This is a genomic window from Sphingobacteriales bacterium (assembly GCA_016711285.1).
Taxonomy (GTDB): Bacteria; Bacteroidota; Bacteroidia; order Chitinophagales; family UBA2359; genus JADJTG01.
Window position 1 is genome coordinate 308,785 of the sequence record JADJTG010000012.1, and the last position, 23,832, is coordinate 332,616.

The window sequence follows — 23,832 nt, forward strand, 5'->3', positions numbered from 1 at the left end:
ATAAAAAAGAAAAATGCTTTTTTGTAATATAAAAAAGATACTACAAAAAAGCATATCAACCAATAATAGTCGTTGTTTGATATTAATTGTGAGGTGGTACGCTGAGAATTTCTATTTTTTGTTCCGTAAATTTAGATAAAGGCATCAGCACGATTTTATCAACAGTTTTAAGCGTTACAGAGGTACTGTCGGCGGCGATAATAATTCCTTCCACACCATCTATTTTTATCACCTGCCCTAATTCCAGTTTTCCTTTTATATAAAAGCTGCCCAGCAAATTTGCCATTAAATGGCGCGAACCCAAACCATAACCCAATGACAAAGAGAATAAAACAGCAGCTAAAATAATCTGTAAGTTTTCGCTGATGATTTCGGTATTGATACCAGCTTGGTTAAGTGCCGATATGGCAATCATTACCAATAAAAAATAAAACACAAAACCGGCAATAAAGCGTCCGGTAGAGATACCAAATGATTCGGCAGTGGTTTGTATGAATTTTCGGATAATATTGGCGGCAAAAGTACCGATGGCAAAAAATGCCAACGCACTCAGCAATTTGGGCAGATAAGTAAGAATTTGGGTAATATTATCAGAAATAGCTCGCAGCCCCAAGGTTTCCGAGCCTACGATAAGTACAATAAGGAATATAATCCAACGTACCAACTCGCCCAATAAAGTACTCAGTTGTATGCGTACAGAGGCAAAAATGGATACCGTGCGCAATTTATCCATCAAGGTATCTACTTGCAATGTATTGAGCAATTTAGCGATACCTCTTCCTACATATTTCGCCACAAACCAACCAATCACCAAAACAGCAATAGCTCCCAAAAAAGAAGGTAAACCCGCTGCTATGCTCTGAATAAGTGATTGTATCATTTGTAAAGCAGAATCTATAAATTCACTAAGTTTGTCCATCATCTAATATCCTCCTCAAAGATAGTGCTAAAATTTTTAAGATATATGATTAAAACAGGTTTTTATATAAAAATCACCCATAAAAATGAGTTTTTTATACTTTAAATAAGGTTTTAATTTATTGTTTTGTATATTTATAAAACAATAACTATCAATATACTAATTTGTTATTATTTTTATTTTCAATAAAAACACATGATGTGCTATTATTTTTTTCTTTTTCGTAGTTAGGATGGTTGTGATGGTTAATTTTTTTATCTAAAGAAGTAAATGCCTTCCAACCGGTATATACGATTAAATCATAAATCCAACCCGTTAATTTGAATAAGGATTGAGATGTTTGATGAGTGCCATTAATTTCTTGTTTGAGCTTTTCGGGAGCTTCTACGCTTTTTTCCTCTTCCTGTAGTTCTAAAAATGGCTGAAACATAGGGTATATTGTGCTTTTAATTTAGTTCATTATACATTTTTTTGTAGAGTAATTGTACTTTTTCTTTTGCTCGTTTGATACGCATTTTTGCAGCACTTTCCGATAAGTCAAAAATATCTTGTATTTCTTTAATACTTAAATCATCTTGATATTTCATCAATAAGATACTTTTTTCTTCAACATTGAGCATATCTAAAATTTTTCCTAAGCGCGAGCCCTGAATTTCAACCCATTCGGCGTGGCTGTCCACCTCGTCCAAAGGTTCTGTATTTCCCGTAAATTCATTTTCATTGTGAACGATAGGTTCTTTTTGGCGGCGGCGGATATAATCAACACAATAATTATAAGTGATGGAATATACCCAAGTTGAGAATTTGGCTTTTCCTTTAAATGAAGAGAGGCTCATCAATATTTTTATAAAAATGTCGTGGGTTAAGTCCTCTGCAAGTTCAGCATCTTTCACAAACGAAACCGCTTTACGATAAATACGGTTGAGGTATCTATCATAAAGTTGACTCACTAATGCCGGATTTTGGGTTTCTAAAATTTCTTGTACCAAAATCTCGTCCGTATAAATCAGATTTGATGTAGCGAAAGTCTCCAAAATAGAGAATAAAATGCGATTGAACGGTTGTTACTCTATAATTAAAAATATTATATAATTGCTTCGAAATATATCAAAGTTTTATTTAGACAACAGTTTTTTAAAAAGTCTTGAATTTTAAAATAAATTTTTACCCGATTACCAGAATTTTATTTTGCGGGCAGCATATAAACACATGCGTAACAATATAAAACCGTGCCTAAATCGTGAGATATTGGTATCTCCATAAGTGCGTTCGCGGTAGCGAATGGGTAGGTCAATAATTTTTAAATTGAGTTTGTGTGCGCCGAACAGCAAATCAAAATCGCCAAAAGGGTCAAAATCGCCAAAAAACTTGCGGTTTTTTTTCAATTTTTCATAGTCGTCTTGCAATAATACTTTTGTGCCGCACAAGCTATCTTTGATGGGCTGCTCTAATAACCAGGTAAAGGCGAGGCTGAAAAATTTATTGCCCAAAGTATTGAGAAAGCGCATGGCGTTCTTTTCCATCGGATACACTAAGCGCGAGCCATTGATAAATTCGCCTTTACCCGAAGCGATGGCATCGTAGAATTTGGGCAAATCTTCGGGCGGCACGGTGAGGTCGGCATCTAAAATCATCAATACATCGCCGGTGGCAATATCATAGCCTTTGCGCACCGCATCGCCTTTGCCTTTGCCGTCTTGTCGTCCTATTTTTTATATTGCGCTCGTGCTTGTATTTTTCCTGAATTTCCTGAATTTTTTGCCACGTGTCGTCCGTAGAATTGCCTTCTATAAAAATAATTTCTGTGCCTTTGCCCATTTCGGGGGTGCGCAGCACGGCGGCTTCTATATTTCCGCTTTCGTTGCGTGCGGGTATTACTACACTTACGCTGTATTTTTTAGACACATCTTCGGTGCGCGGCAGCGGGCGGGCAAAGTTGATTTGTGTGAGGCAAAGATTATCTATCAGAGGCAATTTGGGCAAAAATTTATTTACCATCCACGATACTACCGGAATATTCACCGGCAGTAGCATACGCATATTTTCGCGGTAGGTTTCAAAACCTGCCAAATAAAGGAGGTTTTTGATGTCGTTTTGAGAGAGCCAGTTTTGCTGCGGAGTTTTGCGTTTCAAGCCGATGGTTTCGGCAAATTTCAGGGCGGGCTCCCACAAATAATTGTAATAAGTGGTGATGATGCGCGTGCGCTCGTGACACAGTTTTTTGAGCGGAATCAACACATCTAAAATGTTTTCAAAAAAACCTGCCACATTGCCCAGCACTATCACATCAAAAGTTCGGTCGAGGGTAATATTTTCCGCTTCCATTTCATAAAAATGAAGTTGCGGGTAATTTTTTTTAGCTAATTCTATCATTGCCGGACTAAAATCAATACCGGCTTTGTAGCTGCCATTAAGTGCCGCCAAAGTATCGCCCGTGCCACAGCCGATTTGTAATACGCTGTCGTTTGCGTGAATAAAATAATTGCAATAACGAATGGTATCGTTCCAGTAATAAGAAAAACGTTTGCGATATTTAGAAAAAGTAGGAGCTTGCTGTTCAAAAAATCATACCACTCTTTTTTTCTGGCTTCAGCAGTGTTGGTAATCATATTAAGTTGTTTTTTTTAAAATCGCATTGTAAAAGTGCGAGCAAAATAAAATTGGACGTAAAATTTAGAATGTTGTGCTATTACCAATAGGTGTTTATACTTTTTCAACCTGTATCAACTGAAACATAGCTATCAACGGAAATAAGGGGGTAAATAGAGTTTCTGTCATTTTAACAGCTCCGTAGCTCCACGCCGCACAAAGGATTTATAGCTCATGCCGCCACTGAGCAAATAGCGTGCAGGAGTATGATATTGAAATTTAGTACATTTTAAGTGTGGATAGCGGCTGTGAAAAGGTCAATATCGCGCTTAAAAATAATCCAGGGCAAAGCACCATTGGCTCCGCTCAAAGGACCTGTGGAGGGAATTTCCCACGAAGCGGCTTCGGGCTGAAAGGGTTCGTGGTGAAAATTTTGGTAAAAAAACCTCCCCCACGCAGTGTTGGCGGGTTCGCTCATAATAATTTTACCGCCTTTTTCAGTGTGCGCTGGGCTTCGGAAAAAAACAAATCGCAGCGCGGAATATGGTGCAGCACATCTATCATAAAAATTGCACTCAAACTCTCCTCTTCAAAAGGCATATCTAGCAACTCTTTCAAAAAACCTCCTCCCGAACCTAACTCTACTATTTTTCCTTCGGGTAAATTGGGAGTTTCTTTTAGTAAAAAATTGTACCAATCAATATAAATTTTTCTTAAAAAAACCTTGTTTTTTATGATTTCGCCATGATGAACTGTTGTTTGAGGGTCATCTAAATGATGCTCTGCTGTTTTTTCCCGCTTCACGAATGTTGATAAAAAACCCATAATAGTATCAGAATACTTATTTGTAAAAATAATATGCCCGCCAAAAATAGATGATAATCTGAAAAAAGGGCGACAAAGTTACTGATTTTTAATAAAAGAAACAGTAACCAAAACCGACAAAATTATGGATAAATTTCGTTTTTTTTAGATAAATATACTATTATACTCTATCAGAACCTAAAAATTAGCTTTATATATATACAAGCCGTATAGTTTTTAATAATTTTGCACACCTGTTTTATAAAAAAAATTATCGTGCAAATCAACGCATCTTTTCTACAACACCAAGAGGCTATTACTGCCGGTGAACTGTCTTGCCGAAGTTTAGTCGCCTATTATTTAGAGCGCATTGAACGCAACCGACACTTGAACGCCTTTGTGGAGGTATATGAGCAGGAAGCACTCGCACAGGCGGGGGTATTAGACCGCAAAAGAAATGAAGGAGGCAAAATAGGGCGTTTGCACGGTTTGGTGTTGGGGGTTAAAGATGTAATTTGTCATAAAGGGCATCAGGTGACGGCTCCTCTAAAATGCTGGGCGGTTTTGAGTCGCTCATTACCGCCACTGCGCTCCAACGACTCTTAGATGAAGATGCCATTGTTATCGGGCGGCTCAACTGCGATGAGTTTGCGATGGGTTCGAGCAATGAATACTCGGTGTATGGGGCGGTGCGCAATGCCGCCGACCCTACGCGGGTGGCAGGTGGCAGCAGTGGCGGCTCGGCGGTGGCAGTACAAGCCGATTTGTGCGGCGCGGCTTTGGGCAGCGATACCGGCGGCTCGGTGCGACAGCCGGCGGCATTTTGCGGTGTGGTAGGCTGCAAACCCACTTACGGGCGCATCTCTCGCCACGGCTTAATTGCTTACGCCTCTTCTTTTGACCAAATCGGCAGCCTCACGCGTACCGTAGAAGAAGCCGCTTTGCTGTTGGAAATTATGGCTGGTCAAGATAATTATGATGCTACTGCTGCTACACAAGCGGTGCCTTCTTATTCGCAACAACTGAACTCAGGCGAAAAACGCCGCCTTGCCTACTACCGCGAAGCCTTATACAACGAAGGTTTGGACAGTGACCTGCAAGCGCAAATGTTGGCACTCATAGCACAACTGCGGAAAGAAGGACACACCGTAGATGAAATTACATTTCCTGATATGGAATGTATGATACCGACTTATTATGTGCTCACGGCAGCCGAAGCCTCTTCTAATTTGAGCCGCTACGATGGCACACACTATGGCTATCGCACGCCCCTTGCCGACTCCCTCGAACAACTCTATCGCAACAGCCGCTCCGAAGGTTTTGGGCGCGAAGTGCAACGCCGCATTATGCTGGGTACTTTTGTGCTGAGTTCGGGTTATTATGATGCTTTTTTTACCAAAGCCCAAAAAGTGCGCCGCCTGATTGCCGACACCACGCTCGATGCGCTCCGCCGCTACGATTTTTGTTGTCGCCTACCACTCCCGATGTGGCTTTTGGTTTGGGTGAAATGACGAAGCAGTCGCCGGTGCAGATGTATCTGGCGGATATTTTTACGGTGCAGGCGAATTTGGCGGGCGTGCCGGCGGTTTCTTTGCCCTTGTTGCGGCAGCGCACTTCGCAAATGCCCTTGGGCGTGCAATTGATGGCGGGCTATTTTGAAGAAGCTAAATTGTTGGATTTTTCGGCGTATTTGTGCCGCCGTTTCGGTAATTTTTCGGAAACGCTTTCTTAAAAAAGGTAATAGGGCAGTAAGTTCGTAATTTTCAATTCACAATTCTCAATTACCCCCCTCCTTTTTCGTTTTAAAAAAAATTTACAAAGCCATCAGTTCCAGAAATTCCTGCTCGTTGATAATGCGGATAGAAGAAATAGTACGGGCTTTTTCCAATTTGCTGCCTGCCTCGCTGCCGACTACCAAATAATTCAGGTTTTTGTTTACGCTGCCTGCAATTTTGCCGCCGTGTGCCAATACCATTTTTTCGGCTTCGCTGCGTGTGCATTGAGATAAAGTGCCTGTGAACAAAAATGTATTTCCGGCAAAAGCGGTGCTTGCAGAGTCAGCGGCGGCATCGGTTGTTGTTTTTTGCATATTTACACCCGCATCGCGCAATTGTTGCAGCAACAGCAAATTGTTTTCGTTGTGAAAATAATCATAGACGCTTTGCGCCACCACCGGTCCGAAGTCGGGCAGTTGGCGCAATTGCTCCACGCTCCACTCCTGCAATTCTGCAATATCGCTTTGTAGGGCTGCCGCCAATGCCACCGCCGTTCCCCTGCCCACCTGACGGATACCCAGCGCATAGAGCAAATTTTCCAAAGATTTTTGTTTGGAAGCAGCTACGGCGGCTTGCATGTTTTGCACCGATTTTTCACCAAAACCCTCCAATTGCGCAATGCGTTCATAAGGCAAGTGGTAAATGTCGGCGATATTTTTTAAAATACCCATTTCAAAAAAACGCTCTACTTGTTTTGCGCCCAAACCCTCCATATCCATAGCGTGTTTGGATACGAAATGGATAATTTGCTCCATTGCCTGCGCCCGGACACTGCGGATTGAGGCAACGCCATACGGCTTCTTTTTCGGGCTTAAAAAGTTCGCTGTTGCAAGCAGGACAATTTTTCGGAAATACAATATCGCGTTCGCTGCCGTTGCGCACATCGGCGAGGCTTTGCACAATTTGCGGTATCACATCGCCGCTGCGCTCAATGAGTACGCGGTCGCCGATTTTTAAATCTTTTTCTTTAATAAAATCTTCATTATGGATAGATATAGACGACACAGTAACTCCCGCCAAAGGCACAGCCTGAACTTTGGCAACGGGTGTGATGGCTCCTGTGCGTCCTACTTGAAATTCTACATCTAAAAGTGTGGTAGCTGCCGAGCGTGCTTTGAACTTAAAAGCAATTGCCCAGCGCGGGTGGTGTGCCGTAAAACCGCAAATTTCTTGCAGTGCCAGCGCATTTACTTTTACTACCAAGCCGTCTGTTTCGTAGGCGTAGTCATCGCGGCGTATTTGCCACGCTTCGCAAGCGGCAATGACGGCATCTATGCTGTTGTGATGTTGAAACTCCTGCGGCGAATGAGGTACTTTAAAGCCCAAATCGTGGAGCATTTGGAGCAGTTCGGAATGTGTTTTGAGGGTTTTGATGAGCAAAGAATTTTCGTTTGCATCTACGGCATAGCCCACATAATATACAAAGGCTTCCAAGTTGCGTTTGGCAACTTCGGCAGAGTCCTGAAGGCGCAGTGTGCCAGCGGCGGTGTTGCGGGCGTTGGCAAATTCTTTTTCGCCGTTGGTGCGGCGTTGGCGGTTCATCGCCTCAAATTTATCTTTGCGTATCAGCACTTCGCCGCGTATTTCGATGCGATAGATGCCGTATTTGGAAAAATGTGCTTGCAGCGGCACGGAGCGCAGGGTGCGGATATTGTTGGTGATTTCTTCGCCCACAGCACCGTTGCCGCGCGTAACGGCACGCAACAAAACATCATTTTCATATACCAAAGAAATGCCCGTACCATCAAATTTAGGCTCTAAGGTGTATTCAATATCGTTGCGGTCGCAGAGTTTTTTTACTTGTGTATCAAAAGTATATAAATCATCGGCGTTGTAGGAATTATCCAACGACAGCATCGGCGACAGATGCTCCACACTCGGAAAGTCTTTGCTGATGCTGTAAGCCACTCTTTGCGTGGGTGAGTTTTCGTTGCTCAGGTCGGGATTTTCACGCTCTAATTGTTGCAGTTTTTTAAAAAGCGTATCGTATTGGCTGTCACTGATGAGGGGCTGGGCGAGTATGTAATATCGCCAGTCGTGAAAATTAATCACCTCCTGCAAAGCCTCTGTTTGTGCCTGCGGGGTCATTATATGCGACATTTGCAATAGCGTTTCGGTCATTGCGAGCAATTTGTGGGTATCTGGTGCGCTATATTTTGCCATAGAAAAATCTCAAAAATAAACGCCAAAGATATAAAAATAGCAGGGAAGTTTTATTTTACATTGCCGATACTTTGTCGTAGGTATTGGTATGCTGAGTAGTATCAAAGACAACTCGAGTCGTATCAAAAACAACTCGAGTCGTATCAAAAACAACTCGAGTCGTATCAAAAACAACTCGAGTCGTATCAAAAACAACTCGAGTCGTATCAAAAACAACTCGAGTCGTATCAAAAACAACTCGAGTCGTATAAAAGACAACTCGAGTCGTATCAAAGACAACTCGAGTCGTATCAAAGACAACTCGAGTCGTATCAAAGACAACTCGAGTCGTATCAAAGACAACTCGAGTCGTATCAAAGACAACTCGAGTCGTATCAAAGACAACTCGAGTCGTATCAAAGACAACTCGAGTCGTATCAAAGACAACTCGAGTCGTATCAAAGACAACTCGAGTCGTATCAAAGACAACTCGAGTCGTATCAAAGACAACTCGAGTCGTATCAAAGACAACTCGAGTCGTATAAAAGATGGGCGTGTAAAATAAACTGTGCTATTCGTAAGAAATAGCGTCGGGGGGAGTGGGGAGTGAAAAAATGAAAATCCTGCCTATCCCTTAATCCCCAAAATCAGGGTTCAGACAAAATGTAAGTTTACTTACTGCATATTTATGGGGATATATGCTAAGGGTTCGCCGCCTCTTATTTTATAAATGATGGAAGCGCAAATGAAAGCGATTGAACAGATTTTCACGGATAAAAATCTGTGTTTATCTACTTATGCTTTTTTTAAGGGAGGCTCACTCCGGTTTTGATGGCTTGATACACCACCTCCTGAATACGGGTGCGGATATTGTATTGTACCAAAGCATTGTTGTTCATATCGGGGTAGGTGCGGTTGGACAAAAAAATATAAATAACGTTGTACTGCGGGTCTGCCCAGGCGCAAGTGCCTGTAAATCCGGTATGCCCAAAGGTAAAAGGTGAGACAGATTCTGCACAAGGGTTGCTTTTTCCGCTTTGTGTTTCGGGTTTATCAAAGCCCAAGCCGCGCCTACATTCCTCATTTTGGCGCGATGTAAAAATATTAACGGTGCTTTCAGAAAAATAGCGGTGATTGCCGTAAGTGCCTTTGTTGAGATACATCTGCATTATTTTTGCCAAATCGTTGGCATTGGAAAACAAGCCCGCGTGCCCGCCTACACCGCCGAGCATCGCCGCACCCATATCGTGTACGGTGCCGCGCAGCTCCCCGATACGAAAATAATCATCAACTTCGGTAGGTGCTATTTCGTTTTTATTAAAGCACGAAAGCGGATTAAAGACAGTACGGTTCATTCCCAAAGGCTCTGAAAAATGCTCTCGGGTGTATTCGTCCAAAGTTTGTAGCGTTTCGTTTTCAATAATTTTTTTAAAATAATAATAAGGCAAATCGCTATATACATATTTGCGCTCACTCGCCAAAGGCGACTGCTGAATATGCTGCCATATCGTATCGGTATAAGCACAATTCATATACATTTTATCGCTCACGGGTACCGAAAAATCATTGGCAGAGTAGGGCGAAAATACTGAAGTATCCTGCAAATTTTGTTCTAAGGCTTTTTTATAAAAAGGTATCCACGCCTGCAAGCCCGCCTGATGCGTGAGCATATCTTTTATATTGAGATATGCTTTATCCGTGCCTTTGAGTTCGGGCAAATAAGTGCTTAAATAATCATTGAGCGACAATTTATTATCTTCGTAGAGGGTCATCAGGGCGGGCAAAGTGGCAATGATTTTGGTCAAAGAAGCCACATCGTACAAATCCGTCCATTTCACCGGCTGATTTTTGGCGTAAGTATGCCAACCGTAGGTTTTATCAAATACTACTTTACCATCTTTTGCTATCAATACTTGGCAGCCGGGTGTTGCCCCCACACGGATAGCCTCCTGCGCAATGTCGTCTATTTGGTTCAAAAGGTCGGAGCGCATACCCACCTCTTCGGGAATGGAATATTTGAGGCGTGTGGGAGCCAGCGTGAGGTCGCCGCAGCCATAAGGAAAAGCAGTAGAAATATGTACGGGCAGCTTGCCTTTTGCCGAAATACCTCCAAAAATAATTTGTGCTGCTATCTCCTGCACCAAAGGCATTCTTTGATAAGCACAAATAAGGCTTCCCTGAAAAGCATCGAAGGATTTCAGTATGTATGGGTTGCCAAACAAAACAAGGATTACTTTTTTGTTTTTTTGTTGTAATTGCTGCGCAAAACGCAAAGCCCTGCCGTCAAAATTCCAGTTGTTGGCGGCATCGCCTTTGCTATATGCAATACCGATGATAACAGTGTTGTAGGTTTCTAACTGAGTAAGGGTGTGGTCGTAATCAAAGTCGGCGGCTTTGTTATTAATCTGAAAATGGCTCACTTCGGCATAATGCGACAATGTTTGCTGAAAAGGTGTTGTTCCGTTGTTTTCGCCGATAAACACACTCGCAAAGCGTCCGGCAGTTTCCAATTTATTTATCGGCACTAATTTGGGCGTATTGCGCACCACCGTAATGGCATTTTCTATCAGCAGGCGGTTGATGAGTTCGGATTCGGGCGTATTGAGTTCGGCGATGAGGTTGTTTTCGGAAAGCGGCGTATAATTGGCAAGCCCCAGCCGAAATTTAGTTTCCAAAATTTTGCGCACATGGGCATCTAATTCCGCTTCGCTGATGCTGCCTTTTTGTATAGCGGCTTTGATGGCACTGATAGCGGCGGGCACGTTTTCAGGATAGAGCAACACATCATTTCCGGCTTTCAGGGCTTCTACCTCCAATTCTCCGGGTTTAAAATAAGCACTCACCGCTTTCATATTCAAAGCATCGGTGAATATCAAACCTTTAAAACCTAATTCTTTTTTCAGCAAATCTGTTATGATGGGTTTGGACAAAGAAGAAGGAATGGTAATAGTGGATTTTCCGTCAGAGTAAGTGCGCTTGTCATAAACCGGCACCGACAAATGCCCTATCATCATACTACCCACTTCTTTTTCTATCATTTTTTTGAAAGGATACAACTCTATATCTTCAAAACGCTCGCGGCTGTGGGTAAGCACCGGCAGGCTGTGGTGCGAGTCCAAATGGGTGTCGCCATGACCGGGAAAATGTTTGGCACAAGCCAAAATTCCGTTCATCTCCATACCTTGCATATAAGCAATAGCTTTGTCGCTCACATTGTATTTATTGTCGCCGAAAGAGCGCACCCCGATAACGGGATTGTTGGCATTGGTGTTAATATCCACCACCGGCGCAAAATTGATATGAATGCCCATACGCCTACATTCGCGGGCAACCTCCTGCCCCATGCGAAAGAGCAGTTGATTGTCCTGAATAGCACCGAGCATTAGTTGGTACGGAAATTCGGGTGTTTGGCTCAGGCGCATCGCCAAGCCCCACTCGCCATCAATACCGATGAGGAGGGGCAAGCGAGCAGCCTGCTGATATTGGTTGGTAAGGCGCAACTGCGGCAGGGGGTCGCCCTTAAAAAATATCAAACCCCCGATATGATAATCGGCAACTAAGGTGTTGATATAATCAATGTCTTTTTGCGAAGCTGACGAATTGGTAGATACCATCATCAACTGTCCGATTTTTTGCTCCAAATTCAGAGAAGCCAACGTATTCTCTACCCATATTGTTTTGTGATAAGCGTAGTCGCCTTCTTGGGTGTTTTGCGCCTGTAGGTTCTGCATCAAATACAATAAAAATACGGCACTTATTAAATGCTTTATCATGCGAAAAAAAAGAAAAAATTAAAGATTGGGGAATAAAAAGTTGGTAAAGCAATCAACAAAAATAGCGTTTTTTATCAAGAATATGTTTGTTTCTTTTTTCAATGAGGTGATGTAAAATAGTTTTCCAAAGTCGGCAAAGCCGATATTTTGATAAATTAAAACAGGATATACCGCACTCGCAGCAATTTTTTCAGATGCAAGTACAAGGGGCATCATATCAAAACAAATCATTAATTTTTGCGCCCCCAAAAAAAATCTGTTCATCATTTAACCCCGCATATTTCAATATTCACACGCGATGCAGTAAAAGTTATCATTGCCCTACATCAATCGTGATGCTGTCAACGGGTACATTCCAATCGCTGATGGCGTAGAAGCGGAATGTAATTTGGTTTTCGTGGGTGCTTACGCGCAAAGCTCCGTAGTTTTGGGCATAGCAATACGCCGAAAATTCGGTACTGTCAATCGGTTCTGTCCAACAATTATATAAAGATGCACCCCTACTCCACTCAAAAAATAAGGAAATCCGGTAGATTTTCGCTGTATGCGCTGGTAGGTGTGGTCGTGTCCTGAAATCACCGCCGTTATTCCCCACTCTTCAAAATTCCACGTTTGCATATTTTCGTTGTTGCCGTGGTCGGCTACCGAAAAGGGCGGGTGGTGCAATACCGCAATTTTGTAGGGTTCTTCGGAAAAGCATATTTTTTTGCGCAACAAGCGCGATTGTGTGCTGGCACAACAAGTAGAGTCGCCGTTTTTGCCACTGTTAATCATAAAAAAATGCACCTGCCCCCATACAAAATCATAGTATTCTTCGGCACCGGGCAGTGTAAAATAGGTTTTGTAGGGATTCAGCGTTCCATCTACATAATAGTCGTGGTTGCCCACTGACGGAAAAAAACGGTTTTGATGTGCCTGTGCCGCTTCGCCGTTGCAGCGCAATGCTTCGGGCGCATCGGGATTATAAATATAATCGCAATACAAGCTACCCACCAAATTATGATAAGTGGAGGCATCGCCAAACATTTCATACACATTGTCGCCAACCGTGATAATAAAAGCGGGTTGCCACGACTGCACCATTGCTGCCACTTGCTGGGCTTCGGGCGTGTTTTTGCCATAATCGCCAATTACCGCAAATTCAACATCGGCAGGAAAAGGCACTAAGGTATCAGGTGCGGCGGCGCGGTAGTCGGGCTGCAGTTGGGGGTCATCGGCGGCAACAATACCTACATCGGCACAATGAGCAGGTGCAGGTGGCGGCGACTCCACCATACAAGACCACCAAGCCATTAAAAAAAAATAAAGCGGTAGTAGTAGCATTATTTTGTAGCTATGAAGCATTTTTATTGTATAAAAAAAGATGACGTATGAACAAGAAAAGTGTCACTCCGTTTTATCTTCACGTTATAAAAAAACGCTTAAAATTAATTCTTTCGCATTAAAAATATAAAAAGAGGCTGCTTTGTTTTTCAAAAGTAGCCTCTTTTTTAAGCAATTTTATAAAAACATCTGCCTTTAGCGCGATGATAGAGATAATTTCTGTTCTAATTTTTTAGCAAAATCTTCCTGCTGCGCTTGTCGTGCCGAGTGAATAAACTGTTGTATAAACTGCTCGCCCATTTCTTTGTCGCGCTCAAAAGGTCGCATTTCCTTTGCTGATAAAGAACGATAATATTGCAAATCCTGTACAATGGCATCGGTGATTTTATCTACCACTTCATTGCCTTTATCATAAGCTTTGGCATCGTAGTAGGTGCGCGCCATATTGTAGGCGTAAACATTATAAGGCACGGCGTTTTCGTTGATGTACTGACGGGCATAATCCAAAACTTCCACCGCTTTTTGCGGGTTGTTTTCTGCCAGATAGCTATCTGCCAAACGCACATAATTGCTGCGCAAATTATACATCATACGGCGCAAATCACTATTGGCATATACGTGGGGCTTGTCTAAATTGCCGAATTTGAATTTATTGAGCAAATTATCGCTCATAATATCGGTATTTACTCTGCCCAAGAAAGGCGGCTGCGGCGTGTTGCTCTCAATAGGCACCAAGCGGTAAGCCAAACCCTCCAACTGGAAATATTTTTCAAAGCCCAATAATTCGTCTTTTTCGCAAGATATAGCAAAATAAATCGGGCGTTCCCACTGGTTAGAAGCGATAATATCCAACACTGCCAAGTTATTTTTTAACAAGGAATTAGGTTTTAAATCCACCTGCAATACCGGCACTACCAAAGCAGTATCTTTAGCGGCTACCGTTCCGTTGGCAATTATTTTTGCTTTATCTACCGGAATACTTACTTTTTTGGTCGGATAATAGCTCATCATAGAGCCGGAAGCCGTAGGTTTGGCGGTGCGGTCGTCTCCGATAAAACTGATAATCTGTTTCAAATCAATATAGCGGTCGGACGGTGCCACTTGCTGGTTTTCAAAATATACCACCATGTCGCGTCTGCTGCCTGCAATTTTATCGGGAGTGAGCGACATTTTTACCGGAGCAGCATCGTTGAGTTGGCGGCGTATTTGGTTGATGTACCAATCTACTCCCAACAAACTCAAATTTACCACGCGCACATCTGTTCTGATGCCTTCTACCTCTTGGGCATACCAAAGCGGATAGGTGTCGTTGTCTCCTTGTGTAAAAATAATGGCATTGGGGGCGCAAGAATTGAGGTAGTTGGCAGCGAGGTCGCGGGCAGCGTAGCGGTCGTGGCGGTTGTGGTCGTTCCAACCCTGCGTACCCATCAGCAAAGGAGCAATGGCACTCAGTGCAAAAGCAACTCCCACTGCCGCAGCACCTCCTGTATATTTTTTGATAAAATCATAGATGGCGAAGCAGCCCAAACCTACCCACATAGAAAACGTAAAAAACGAACCCGCATAGATATAATCGCGCTCGCGCGGCTCCAAAGGCGGTGCATTGCCGTAGAGAATAAATATTACGCCCGTCATCAAAAACAACACCATAACAATTGACCAGCGGCGGCGGTCGGCAACCCATTGAAAAGACATGCCCAACACACCCAACAACAAAGGAATATAATAAAACAAATTGCGGGCGGGGTGATTTTTGGCAGAATCGGGCAGATTTTTTTGTGGCTGCAATTGCCCGTTGAGCATATTGTCCAATACCGGAATACCACCCTGCCAGTTGCCGTCACGCATACCGTCAGCACCCAAACCCACGCCCTGCTCGTCGTTTTGTCGTCCTACAAAATTCCACAGGAAATAGCGCAGGTACATGTAGTTGATTTGGTATATAAAGAAAAAGCGTATGTTGTCGCCGTAGCTCGGTTTTTCGCCTTTGCGCAGACCGAGCCAACTTTCGTACAGCCCCGCACTTTTGTTGTCGTAAATACGGGGAAACAGTTTCTTTTTTGCTCCTTGATATTCGTATTCAAATTTTTTACCTGCTTCTACATATTGTTTTTCGCCTTTTTGCCAGCGCACACCCGTATATTCTACGCCTGTAGGCTCGGCATCGTAAAAGTAACCGCTAAATAAAGGGCGCGAACCGTATTGCTCGCGGTGCAAATAGGCAGCGAGGCTCACCGGATCGCGGGGGCTGTTCATATCAATACTGGGTTGTGCGTTGGAACGTATCAGCACCTGTGCCACCGTAGAATACCCTATCAAAATAAACATAAACGCCAATATAGCGTGATGGGCAAGTACTTTTCCTTGTTTGTAGGTGTAATACAAACCACCTGCTATCAAGGCTATCAGGACAACAATAAAGAAGACAGCACCACTATTAAAAGGCAAACCCAAGCTATTTACAAAAAACATTTCGGAACCTGCCATTAAATCCACGACACCCGTAATCACCACCTCCATAAAAAACAGTACAAAAGCAAACCCTATAAGCAAAGAAATAATTGCTCCTGTGTTGTTGGGATTGGGGGTGCGATGAAAATAATACATCAATGCCAAAGCCGGCATGGTGAGCAAATTGAGCCAATGCACAAATATGGAGCAGCCCATCAAAAAGGCAATGAGCAGCAAAAAGCGGTCGGCATAGGGTTCGTCGGCGTGCTGTTCCCATTTGCACATCAGCCAAAAAACCAAAGCAGTAAACATCAGCGACATAGAATATACCTCGCCTTCTACTGCCGAAAACCAAATCGTATCGCAAAAAGTACCTGTAGTGGCGGCAATAGCCCCCGAAGCGAGTACTATCCACATAGTAGCTCCTTCTTCTATGCTTTTTCCTTGTGCGCTCACTATTTTTCGTGCCAAATAAGTGGTTATCCAAAACAAAAACATCATCGCCAAACCACTCGACAAGGCCGACATAAAGTTGATGGTAAGTGCTATTTTATCGGGCGAAGGGGCAAAGAGGGTAAACATACGCCCTATCATCAAAAACAAAGCGGCTCCGGGTGGGTGTACCACCAACTGTTTGTGGCAGGAGGCTATAAACTCGCCGCAATCCCACAAACTCGCCGAAGATTCCATCGTGAGGCTGTACACTATCGTAGCAAAGATAAGTGCAAGCAAACCACCGATATTATTTAACAATTTGAATCGCTCCATTAAAAAAATGGTTATATATTGATAAAGTAAATAAATGCAAAGCACAAAAATACGAAAAGCATCGGCGTTTGATAACTTTTCAACTTTTTTTAGCATATAAAAAGCGAAATAGCCCGTTTTTTATTTAAAACATCGCACTTTTTACAAAAAAAATGTCCATTTTTTTATCTTTTTATATAAAATCTATGTACAAACAGCCGCTAAATAGTATATCTTTGCGCCTTGAAAAAACAAAAGGGTCCCGTAGCTCAGTTGGATAGAGCAACTGCCTTCTAAGCAGTGGGTCACAGGTTCGAGTCCTGTCGGGATCACTTTTTTGTCTGCACTTCCGCAAAATTTTCTTTTTCTTCTTCAAAACTGTTTTTTTAAAAGCAATTCACCTCTTTTTTCCCTAAAAAAAGTTAATGTTTTGAGGCTTTGTATTTTTCCTTTTATTTTGTGCTGTAATTTTTTTTGTTCTTTTTATCGTATCGGTTTTGAAATGATAATGCGTATTTTTTTATTTTTACTTTTATGCAATACCTTGTATAGTAGTTTGCAGGCACAGGCTATATCCGACAAATTTAAACAATTGGATACGGAACTGCCCACGCCCAACACCTACCGCACCGCTTCGGGTGCACCCGGACACGCATATTGGCAACAACGCGCCGACTACGACATCAGTGTTACCTTAGACGATAAAGAACAACGCATCTACGGCGAAGAAGTAATTACTTATTTCAATCATTCGCCCGATGCACTCCATTATATATGGTTACAACTTGACCAAAACCTCTGGCACCCCGACAGCGATACGCGCAAAATACAAACACAAAGTTTGAGCAATACTGCTTCGCCCTGGGAGTTGCAGCGTTTGCAGAATTATACCTTTGACGGCGGCTTTAAATTGGATTATGTGCAAGATGCCAACGGAAAAAATTTGCCCTATACCATCAATAAAACGATGATGCGCATAGATTTGCCGCAGCCCTTGCCCCCCAACAGCACCTATATTTTGAAAATAAAATGGTGGTACAACATCAACGACCGTATGAAATTGGGCGGGCGCAGCGGCTATGAGTATTTTCCTGACGACCAAAATTATATCTATGCCATTGCGCAGTTTTATCCGCGTATGGTGATGTACAATGAAGTGTATGGCTGGCAGCACAAACAATTTTTGGGCAGAGGCGAGTTTACACTTACTTTTGGCAACTATCGTGTGCGCATCACCGCTCCCGCCGACCATATCATTGCTGCTACGGGTGTACTGCAAAATCCCGATATAGTATTGAGTGAAAATCAACAGCAATTATTCAAAAAAGCGACGACTTCTTTCAATGAGCCGGTGGTGATTGTATCGGAAGCCGAAGCACGCAGCACTGAGCGCAAACGCGCCGACGGCAATAAAACGTGGGAGTATTATGCTGAAGATGTGCGAGATTTTGCATTTGCCTCTTCCCGCAAATTTATCTGGGACGCTATGGCTGTGCCTTTCGGCGACAAAAACACACTCGCTATGAGCTATTATCCGAAAGAGGGCAACCCTTTGTGGGGACAATACTCCACGCGGGCAGTGGCACATACCCTCAAAACCTACTCCAAATATACTTTTGATTATCCCTACCCTGCCGCTATTTCGGTACACACCGCCGACATTGGCATGGAATATCCGATGATTTGTTTTAATTGGGGACGACCCGAAAGTGACGGCACTTATACCGAGCAGGAAAAAAACCGCATGCTGGGCGTTATTATTCACGAAGTAGGACACAATTTTTTTCCGATGATAGTGAACTCTGATGAACGCCAATGGACGTGGATGGACGAAGGGCTGAATACTTTTTTGCAATACCTCACCGAGCAGGAATGGGACAAAAATTTTCCTTCGCGACGTGGACCAGCTTATAAAATTGTGGATTATATGAAAAGCGAGCAAAGCGTTCAAAATCCGATAATGGTGAATTCCGAAAGTATCATTCAATTTGGAAATAATGCCTACGGCAAGCCCGCCGCCGCTCTCAACATTCTGCGCGAAACGGTGATGGGGCGCGAACTTTTTGATTTCGCTTTTAAACAATATGCCCAACGCTGGAAATTTAAGCACCCCACCCCCGCCGACTTTTTCAGAACGATGGAAGATGCTTCGGCAGTGGATTTGGATTGGTTTTGGCGCGGCTGGTTTTATAGCACCGACCATGTGGACATCGCCATCGACAGCGTGAAATGGTATCATTTAGATACCAAAAATCCCGACATTGAAAAACCTTTGGCTCAAAAAGAACAAGAATCTTTGCAATTTATATCGGATATACGCAACAAAACTGCCACTCCCGAAACACTCGTAGAAAAAGACAAACGTCTGCAAGATTTCTATGTAAACTTTGATAAATGGAAAGTACGCGAATGGGAACGTGATGAATATCAGGAGTATTTAAAAACATTGAGTGATGAAGAAAAAGCCCTGCTCAACAGCAAAAACAACTACTACGAAGTACAGTTTCGCAATGTGGGCGGCTTGGTGATGCCTTTGATAGTGCAACTCAACTACACCGATGGCAGCAGCGAGCTTTTGCGTATTCCCGCCGAAATCTGGGCACAAAACAACGAGCGTGTGAGCAAAGTATTTGTAAGTAATAAAACATTATCAGGGCTTGTGTTAGATCCTTACCTCGAAACTGCCGACACCGACACCGACAATAATTATTATCCGCCGCGCATCATTCCTTCGCGTTTTGAATTATTCAAAGAACACCGCGAAAAAGAGGATAACCTGATGCAAAAAATGAAAAAAACGGAATAATCTCTTTATGCGTCCAATATTCGCGAAGTGAATTCGTATCTATAACATAAAATGAACCTTCTATTTTCTCTTTTTTAGGTATTAAAAATTTTTGCAATGAAACTCATATACTTTTATTGAGGAGTTTGCTGTGATGTTGCTGATATTGATTTTTTACAAACACATAAAAAACACTTTTTGGGGTGCTTTTTTATATTAATTTTGTAAAAAGTTAGCCTTATCAAAATAGCAATTTATTATAAAAAATTATATTACAGGTTGCAAAACAAGAATATTTAAACTGTTTGCACCTTTGCAAGTCAAAGGGATTATTTTTTTGTATTCAGCACTTATTTTATTTTTTATACCACTTCTAAAAAAAAACGAAATTATGAACAACCGTGTCTTTATTTTTCTGCTGCTTTGTTATGTAGTAATACCGCTGTCGTGCCGTGCGCAATGGAATGCCGATGCCGGTATAGTAAATTCTTACGAAATCACTACCATCAACGCCTCATCAAGCGGAACGGCACCTTTCAGCTATGTAACCGACAACAGCGAATTTACTTATTGGGAATCCGCTTCGCCACTGCCGAGCAACTACATCAGCCAAAGCCACAACAATATTTTACTCAATATCACAAATACTGCCTGCACCGATGGCGATGGCGGCTCTTACAGTTTTCGGGAAGCCGGCTCTTTTGATATTTTATTGCCCACCGATATTTCGGTGTTGCGCGGCGTAAATATCAAAGCTCAAAATTTTGGTGCGCCTATTTTGGTGTATGCCGTAAAATTCGACGGCAGCGAAGTGTTTTTGTTTGAATATTACGACTATCAAAACCAATTCAAAGGAAATTATCCTACGGGTGGCGGCATCAACAACGTACAAAAAATACGCCTCAAATGCGAGCAATATTATAATTTGTACGAAGTAGCGGCACTTTCCAAAAATCCCTCAGAATATATCACTTTAGATTTGGGTTACAGCCATTTGGTAGGGCAGGTGCGCTTCCGACATATCAACAATAAAAATCAGGTTTTTAGAATACTTACCAGTAACGACAACGAAACCTGGACAATGGGGACGGTGGCACAAAAAATTACCACCAAATGGCACTCTTTGTATTTTCCGCAACGCTATGCCCGCTATGTGCGGATAGAGTACGACCTGCCTTTTATAGAATGGGACGAAAAGGTTCAAATCGCCGAAATAGATGTGTATGATGAAAACGGACAGTACGGTGCTATGCCTTATGCCTACGAACACCATCTTACAATGAATGATTTTTTGGGGGTAAATGGCATTTTCGGGTGGCTCACCAACAATAATCCCTCCATTGATTCCCTTTGGTGGCATCAATACGAAAAGGTAGGCAACCACGCCCGAAATTATCACGAACTCCGATTTGATACTTACGACCCCGACATTGCTCCCGATTATGCACAAATGACCCTGCTACAACAATATAATGTCTATTCGCCTTCGGGTGTTAATTGGGCTTGGGAATACAACCATTGGAAACAAGTGGGATTGCTGCCGCATGTATCGCTCAAATTTGACCATATCAATACCGCCGGTCCTTCTTCCATTGACCAAAATGAATGGGATACAGGCTCTGAATTTAACTCGGCAAAAGCTATCGGTAAAAATTTCGCACAGCGATTTGGCAGTGCCAACGGCGGATACAATTTGGTGAGTGCCATAGAAGTAGGCAACGAACCCTGGGATTATGCACCGGCAAAATACAAACTGATTTTGGCAGGAATGGCACAGGGTGTAAAAGAAGTCGACCCTAATTTAAAGGTATTGCCTTGTGCCTTGCAAGCGGGCATCAAAGAATTGGAAGATACTGCCTCGCTGCAAAATTATGCAGGATCGCATCTGTCGCCCGAAATTGCACCCTATATCAACGGCTTCAACAGCCACATTTATTCCTTTACCTACAACGAATACGGCGAGCGTGTAGGCGTACAACCCGAACACCCCACCAGTGATTTTCGTTTCGTACTCAACGACATTCGTTTTATGCAACAAAATATGCCCGACAAACCCGTGTATGTAACCGAATGGGGCTGGGACAGCACAGGCGGCGGCGAATTTTGTACCGTGAGCGAGTGTGTCAGCGAACGCGCCCAAGCCTTGTATGCCATGCGTGGAGCTATGATGCTCGCCCGCTTAGGTGTAGAACGCGCTTTTTGGTACTTTTTTGCTAATGTATCTAACAGTGAATTGCCTTTTGCCCATTCGGGCTATGTAGCTTCTTTAGATGCACAACTCCAACAAAAAATGTCGTTTCGGGCGGTCAGTTCTTTGCTCAATCATATCGGCGAATATCGCTTTGAAAAAGTATTGATGGAAAATGAAAAATGTTGGGCTTATCAGTTTAAAAACAATAAAGGTGCGCGTAAAGTGGTAGCTTGGCAGCCCATTAACGGAGATATTTATACCAAAGTGAATTATAAATTGTTGATAGACGGCATACCAACTAAGGCTTACGAACTCAACGGCACCAGCGAAAATGGCACTCCTGTTCCTATTTCATCGCAAAGCAGCAGCCAAAAAACCGGACAATCGGTGGTATTTGTGCCAATTGGTGCAGCACCTGTTGTATTTTCTATTGTATCGCCTAAATAATAGAGGCAATGAATGAACTGTGGGTTAAAAAGATGAAAAATACATTTTTGATAAAACAAACAACCATCTTTCGGGGAATGGTATGGTGTTGCGTATTGACATGCAGTAGTAGCTATATGATAGCACAAACCAACTCCAAAACCATCGCTCCGCAAACTATATATAACGAAGGTATTGAACTATACGATAAGCAGGATTATACGGCTGCCGAGCAATCTTTCAGTGCAGCTGCCGAAAATCTGCCGAAACGCCAAGAGAAATCGTGGGCACATTACAATCGCGGAAATACATTTTTACAACAACAAAATTATGCCCAAGCGATAGAAGCCTATAAACAAGCATTGCGCCTGCAACCCAATAACAGCGATGCGCAATATAATTTAGCATACGCTCAAAAAAAATTGAAGCAAAACCAAAACCAACAAAACCAAAACCAACAAAATCAAAATCAACAAAACCAAAATCAACAAAACCAAAATCAACAAAACCAAAATCAACAAAACCAAAATCAACAAAACCAAAATCAACAAAACCAAAACCAACAAAATCAAAATCAACAAAATCAAAATCAAAATCAACAAAATCAACAAAACCAAAATCAACAAAACCAACAAAACCAAAATCAAAATCAACAAAATCAAAATCAAAATCAAAATCAACAAAACCAAAATCAAAACCAACAAAACGGCAGTACCCAACGGGTACAGAATCAAGCGGCGGCGCAACGCCTTTCAAAGCAAAACGCCGCCCGTATTTTGGAACGTATGAAACAGGAAGAAATAGGCGTACAGCGCAAAATGCTCCGCCAGAAAGCAGAAAAAACCCCGCCTACCAACGGTAAAGACTGGTAGCAGGCGAGGTCAAATAAAATAATGCAAATAAATATTTTATCTCAGAGAGAGATGCCTTTATAGCGGCAAAAACGGTATCTGCTAAGAAGTTTTCGCTTTTTCTTCTTCGCGAATACCTGCCTCCAATTCGTCTTTAATGTTGGCTTTGGCAGCGTTAAATTCACGAATACCTTTGCCGATACCGCGCATTAGTTCAGGAATTTTTTTCCCTCCAAACAATAGCAACACCGCAAATAAAATTACTATCCATTCGCTACCGCCCGGCATACTGATAAACCATAAATGATGATACATAATTGAATATTATTTGCTGCAAAATTAAGCCATACAAATTTATCTGCGAAAAATATGTTGTAGGCGAAGGATATTTTAACTAAAAATAATAAATTTACTTGCTTAAATCAAAAATTTTATTTCAAAATTATGTTATCAACGGCAATGGAAAAGGCTCTCAACGAGCAAATTCAGATGGAAGCGGAGGCTTCTCACAAATATTTGGCAATGGCAAGCTGGTGCGACAAAAACGGCTTGGAAGGCTGTGCACAATTTATGTATCAGCACGCCGATGAGGAGCGCATGCACATGATGAAACTCTTTCATTATATCAACGAAGCTGCCGCTTTCGCCATTGTGCCTACCGTGCAGCAGCCGCGTTTGGATTATGCCAATATTCAAGAATTATTTGAAGCCGCCTATCAAAGCGAATTAAAAGTGTCGGCTGCTATCCATGCTTTGGTGGATTCGGCGCATCAGGAAAAAGACCGCCAAACTTTTAATTTTCTGCAATGGTACGTCACCGAACAATTAGAGGAAGAAGTCTTGTTTAGGAAAATTTTGGATAAATTTCGCTTAATCGGCGATGGTGAGCGGGCTTTGTATTTTTTGGATAAAGAAGTGGAAACACTATGGGCGGCAGCACAAAAAAAGGGAGCGGCAAAGCAGTAGTAGATAATTTTTTTGCTCCTCAAAAACAGCAACCTCATCTGAGAAACAGAATATTTTTTTGAACAAATCGGTCTGCATTTTCAAATCTTA

13 protein-coding genes, 1 tRNA gene and 4 pseudogenes are annotated in these 23,832 nt (G+C 42.5%); 7 read left to right on the forward strand and 11 right to left on the reverse strand.

Going from position 1 to position 23,832, the window contains the following annotated elements; translation table 11 throughout:
- Positions 1–82 precede the first annotated feature (82 nt).
- From IPL35_08495 to IPL35_08520, 6 genes and pseudogenes are all read right to left on the reverse strand, one after another.
- Positions 83–922 (reverse strand): mechanosensitive ion channel, encoded by an 840-nt coding sequence (locus tag IPL35_08495; protein MBK8443440.1) that lies wholly within the window; start codon positions 920–922, stop codon positions 83–85.
- 148 nt (positions 923–1,070) lie between these two features.
- Positions 1,071–1,349, reverse strand: a complete 279-nt coding sequence (locus tag IPL35_08500) for a hypothetical protein (protein MBK8443441.1) — start codon at positions 1,347–1,349, stop codon at positions 1,071–1,073.
- 16 nt (positions 1,350–1,365) lie between these two features.
- Complete coding sequence (locus tag IPL35_08505) at positions 1,366–1,929, reverse strand: RNA polymerase sigma factor (protein MBK8443442.1); 564 nt, start codon at positions 1,927–1,929, stop codon at positions 1,366–1,368.
- 162 nt (positions 1,930–2,091) lie between these two features.
- Positions 2,092–3,415: pseudogene (locus IPL35_08510) on the reverse strand (glycosyltransferase).
- A 382-nt stretch (positions 3,416–3,797) separates the two neighbouring features.
- Complete coding sequence (locus tag IPL35_08515) at positions 3,798–3,986, reverse strand: hypothetical protein (protein MBK8443443.1); 189 nt, start codon at positions 3,984–3,986, stop codon at positions 3,798–3,800.
- Positions 3,983–4,312: a class I SAM-dependent methyltransferase gene (locus IPL35_08520; GenBank protein ID MBK8443444.1), complete on the reverse strand. Its 330-nt coding sequence runs from the start codon at positions 4,310–4,312 to the stop codon at positions 3,983–3,985. The genes IPL35_08515 and IPL35_08520 overlap by 4 nt, the downstream gene beginning before the upstream one ends.
- 276 nt (positions 4,313–4,588) lie before the next feature.
- Between IPL35_08520 and gatA the strand changes: the two are divergent.
- A pseudogene (gene gatA, locus IPL35_08525) lies at positions 4,589–6,044 on the forward strand (Asp-tRNA(Asn)/Glu-tRNA(Gln) amidotransferase subunit GatA).
- An 81-nt stretch (positions 6,045–6,125) separates the two neighbouring features.
- On the opposite strand, the pseudogene ligA reads toward gatA, so the two are convergent.
- Positions 6,126–8,250: pseudogene (gene ligA, locus IPL35_08530) on the reverse strand (NAD-dependent DNA ligase LigA).
- Positions 8,251–8,457: 207 nt separating this feature from the next.
- Here ligA and IPL35_08535 point away from each other — a divergent pair.
- Positions 8,458–8,817: pseudogene (locus IPL35_08535) on the forward strand (DUF745 domain-containing protein).
- A 218-nt stretch (positions 8,818–9,035) separates the two neighbouring features.
- Here IPL35_08535 and IPL35_08540 read toward each other — a convergent pair.
- The 3 genes from IPL35_08540 to IPL35_08550 form a co-directional block, all read right to left on the reverse strand.
- A complete protein-coding gene (locus IPL35_08540) occupies positions 9,036–11,963 on the reverse strand; it encodes a serine hydrolase (GenBank protein ID MBK8443445.1) in 2,928 nt (975 codons plus the stop codon).
- A 444-nt stretch (positions 11,964–12,407) separates the two neighbouring features.
- Positions 12,408–13,295, reverse strand: coding sequence for a metallophosphoesterase (locus IPL35_08545; protein MBK8443446.1), 888 nt, complete (start codon positions 13,293–13,295; stop codon positions 12,408–12,410).
- 225 nt (positions 13,296–13,520) lie between these two features.
- The gene (locus tag IPL35_08550) at positions 13,521–16,544 is read right to left on the reverse strand and encodes a DUF2723 domain-containing protein (protein ID MBK8443447.1); all 3,024 of its coding nucleotides are present in this window, start codon (positions 16,542–16,544) and stop codon (positions 13,521–13,523) included.
- A gap of 237 nt (positions 16,545–16,781) precedes the next feature.
- Between IPL35_08550 and IPL35_08555 the strand changes: the two genes are divergently transcribed.
- The 4 genes from IPL35_08555 (at position 16,782) to IPL35_08570 (ending at position 22,797) form a co-directional block, all read left to right on the forward strand.
- Positions 16,782–16,855: transfer RNA gene (locus IPL35_08555), tRNA-Arg, on the forward strand.
- A 170-nt stretch (positions 16,856–17,025) separates the two neighbouring features.
- Positions 17,026–19,329, forward strand: coding sequence for a M1 family metallopeptidase (locus tag IPL35_08560; protein ID MBK8443448.1), 2,304 nt, complete (start codon positions 17,026–17,028; stop codon positions 19,327–19,329).
- A 370-nt stretch (positions 19,330–19,699) separates the two neighbouring features.
- Positions 19,700–21,946 carry a hypothetical protein gene (locus tag IPL35_08565; protein MBK8443449.1) on the forward strand — a complete coding sequence of 749 codons (2,247 nt, stop codon included), beginning with the start codon at positions 19,700–19,702 and terminating at the stop codon, positions 21,944–21,946.
- Positions 21,947–21,978: 32 nt separating this feature from the next.
- Positions 21,979–22,797, forward strand: a complete 819-nt coding sequence (locus IPL35_08570; protein MBK8443450.1) for a tetratricopeptide repeat protein — start codon at positions 21,979–21,981, stop codon at positions 22,795–22,797.
- 81 nt (positions 22,798–22,878) lie between these two features.
- Here the strand turns inward: IPL35_08570 and IPL35_08575 are convergent, their stop codons facing one another.
- Positions 22,879–23,064 (reverse strand): twin-arginine translocase TatA/TatE family subunit, encoded by a 186-nt coding sequence (locus IPL35_08575; GenBank protein ID MBK8443451.1) that lies wholly within the window; start codon positions 23,062–23,064, stop codon positions 22,879–22,881.
- Between the two features lie 156 nt (positions 23,065–23,220).
- On the opposite strand from IPL35_08575, the gene IPL35_08580 reads away from it, so the two are divergent.
- Positions 23,221–23,742: a ferritin gene (locus IPL35_08580; protein ID MBK8443452.1), complete on the forward strand. Its 522-nt coding sequence runs from the start codon at positions 23,221–23,223 to the stop codon at positions 23,740–23,742.
- The last annotated feature ends 90 nt before the right edge of the window (positions 23,743–23,832 follow it).

Excerpts from the sequence above, each read along its gene's own strand:
- IPL35_08550 (MBK8443447.1), bottom strand. The coding sequence starts at position 16,544 with ATGGAGCGATTCAAATTGTTAAATAATATCGGTGGTTTGCTTGCACTT.
- IPL35_08545 (MBK8443446.1), bottom strand. The coding sequence starts at position 13,295 with ATGGCTTGGTGGTCTTGTATGGTGGAGTCGCCGCCACCTGCACCTGCT.
- IPL35_08565 (MBK8443449.1), top strand. The coding sequence starts at position 19,700 with ATGAACAACCGTGTCTTTATTTTTCTGCTGCTTTGTTATGTAGTAATA.
- IPL35_08570 (MBK8443450.1), top strand. The coding sequence starts at position 21,979 with ATGAAAAATACATTTTTGATAAAACAAACAACCATCTTTCGGGGAATG.
- IPL35_08515 (MBK8443443.1), bottom strand. The coding sequence starts at position 3,986 with ATGAGCGAACCCGCCAACACTGCGTGGGGGAGGTTTTTTTACCAAAAT.
- IPL35_08495 (MBK8443440.1), bottom strand. The coding sequence starts at position 922 with ATGATGGACAAACTTAGTGAATTTATAGATTCTGCTTTACAAATGATA.
- IPL35_08575 (MBK8443451.1), bottom strand. The coding sequence starts at position 23,064 with ATGCCGGGCGGTAGCGAATGGATAGTAATTTTATTTGCGGTGTTGCTA.
- IPL35_08560 (MBK8443448.1), top strand. The coding sequence starts at position 17,026 with ATGATAATGCGTATTTTTTTATTTTTACTTTTATGCAATACCTTGTAT.
- IPL35_08580 (MBK8443452.1), top strand. The coding sequence starts at position 23,221 with ATGTTATCAACGGCAATGGAAAAGGCTCTCAACGAGCAAATTCAGATG.
- IPL35_08500 (MBK8443441.1), bottom strand. The coding sequence starts at position 1,349 with ATGTTTCAGCCATTTTTAGAACTACAGGAAGAGGAAAAAAGCGTAGAA.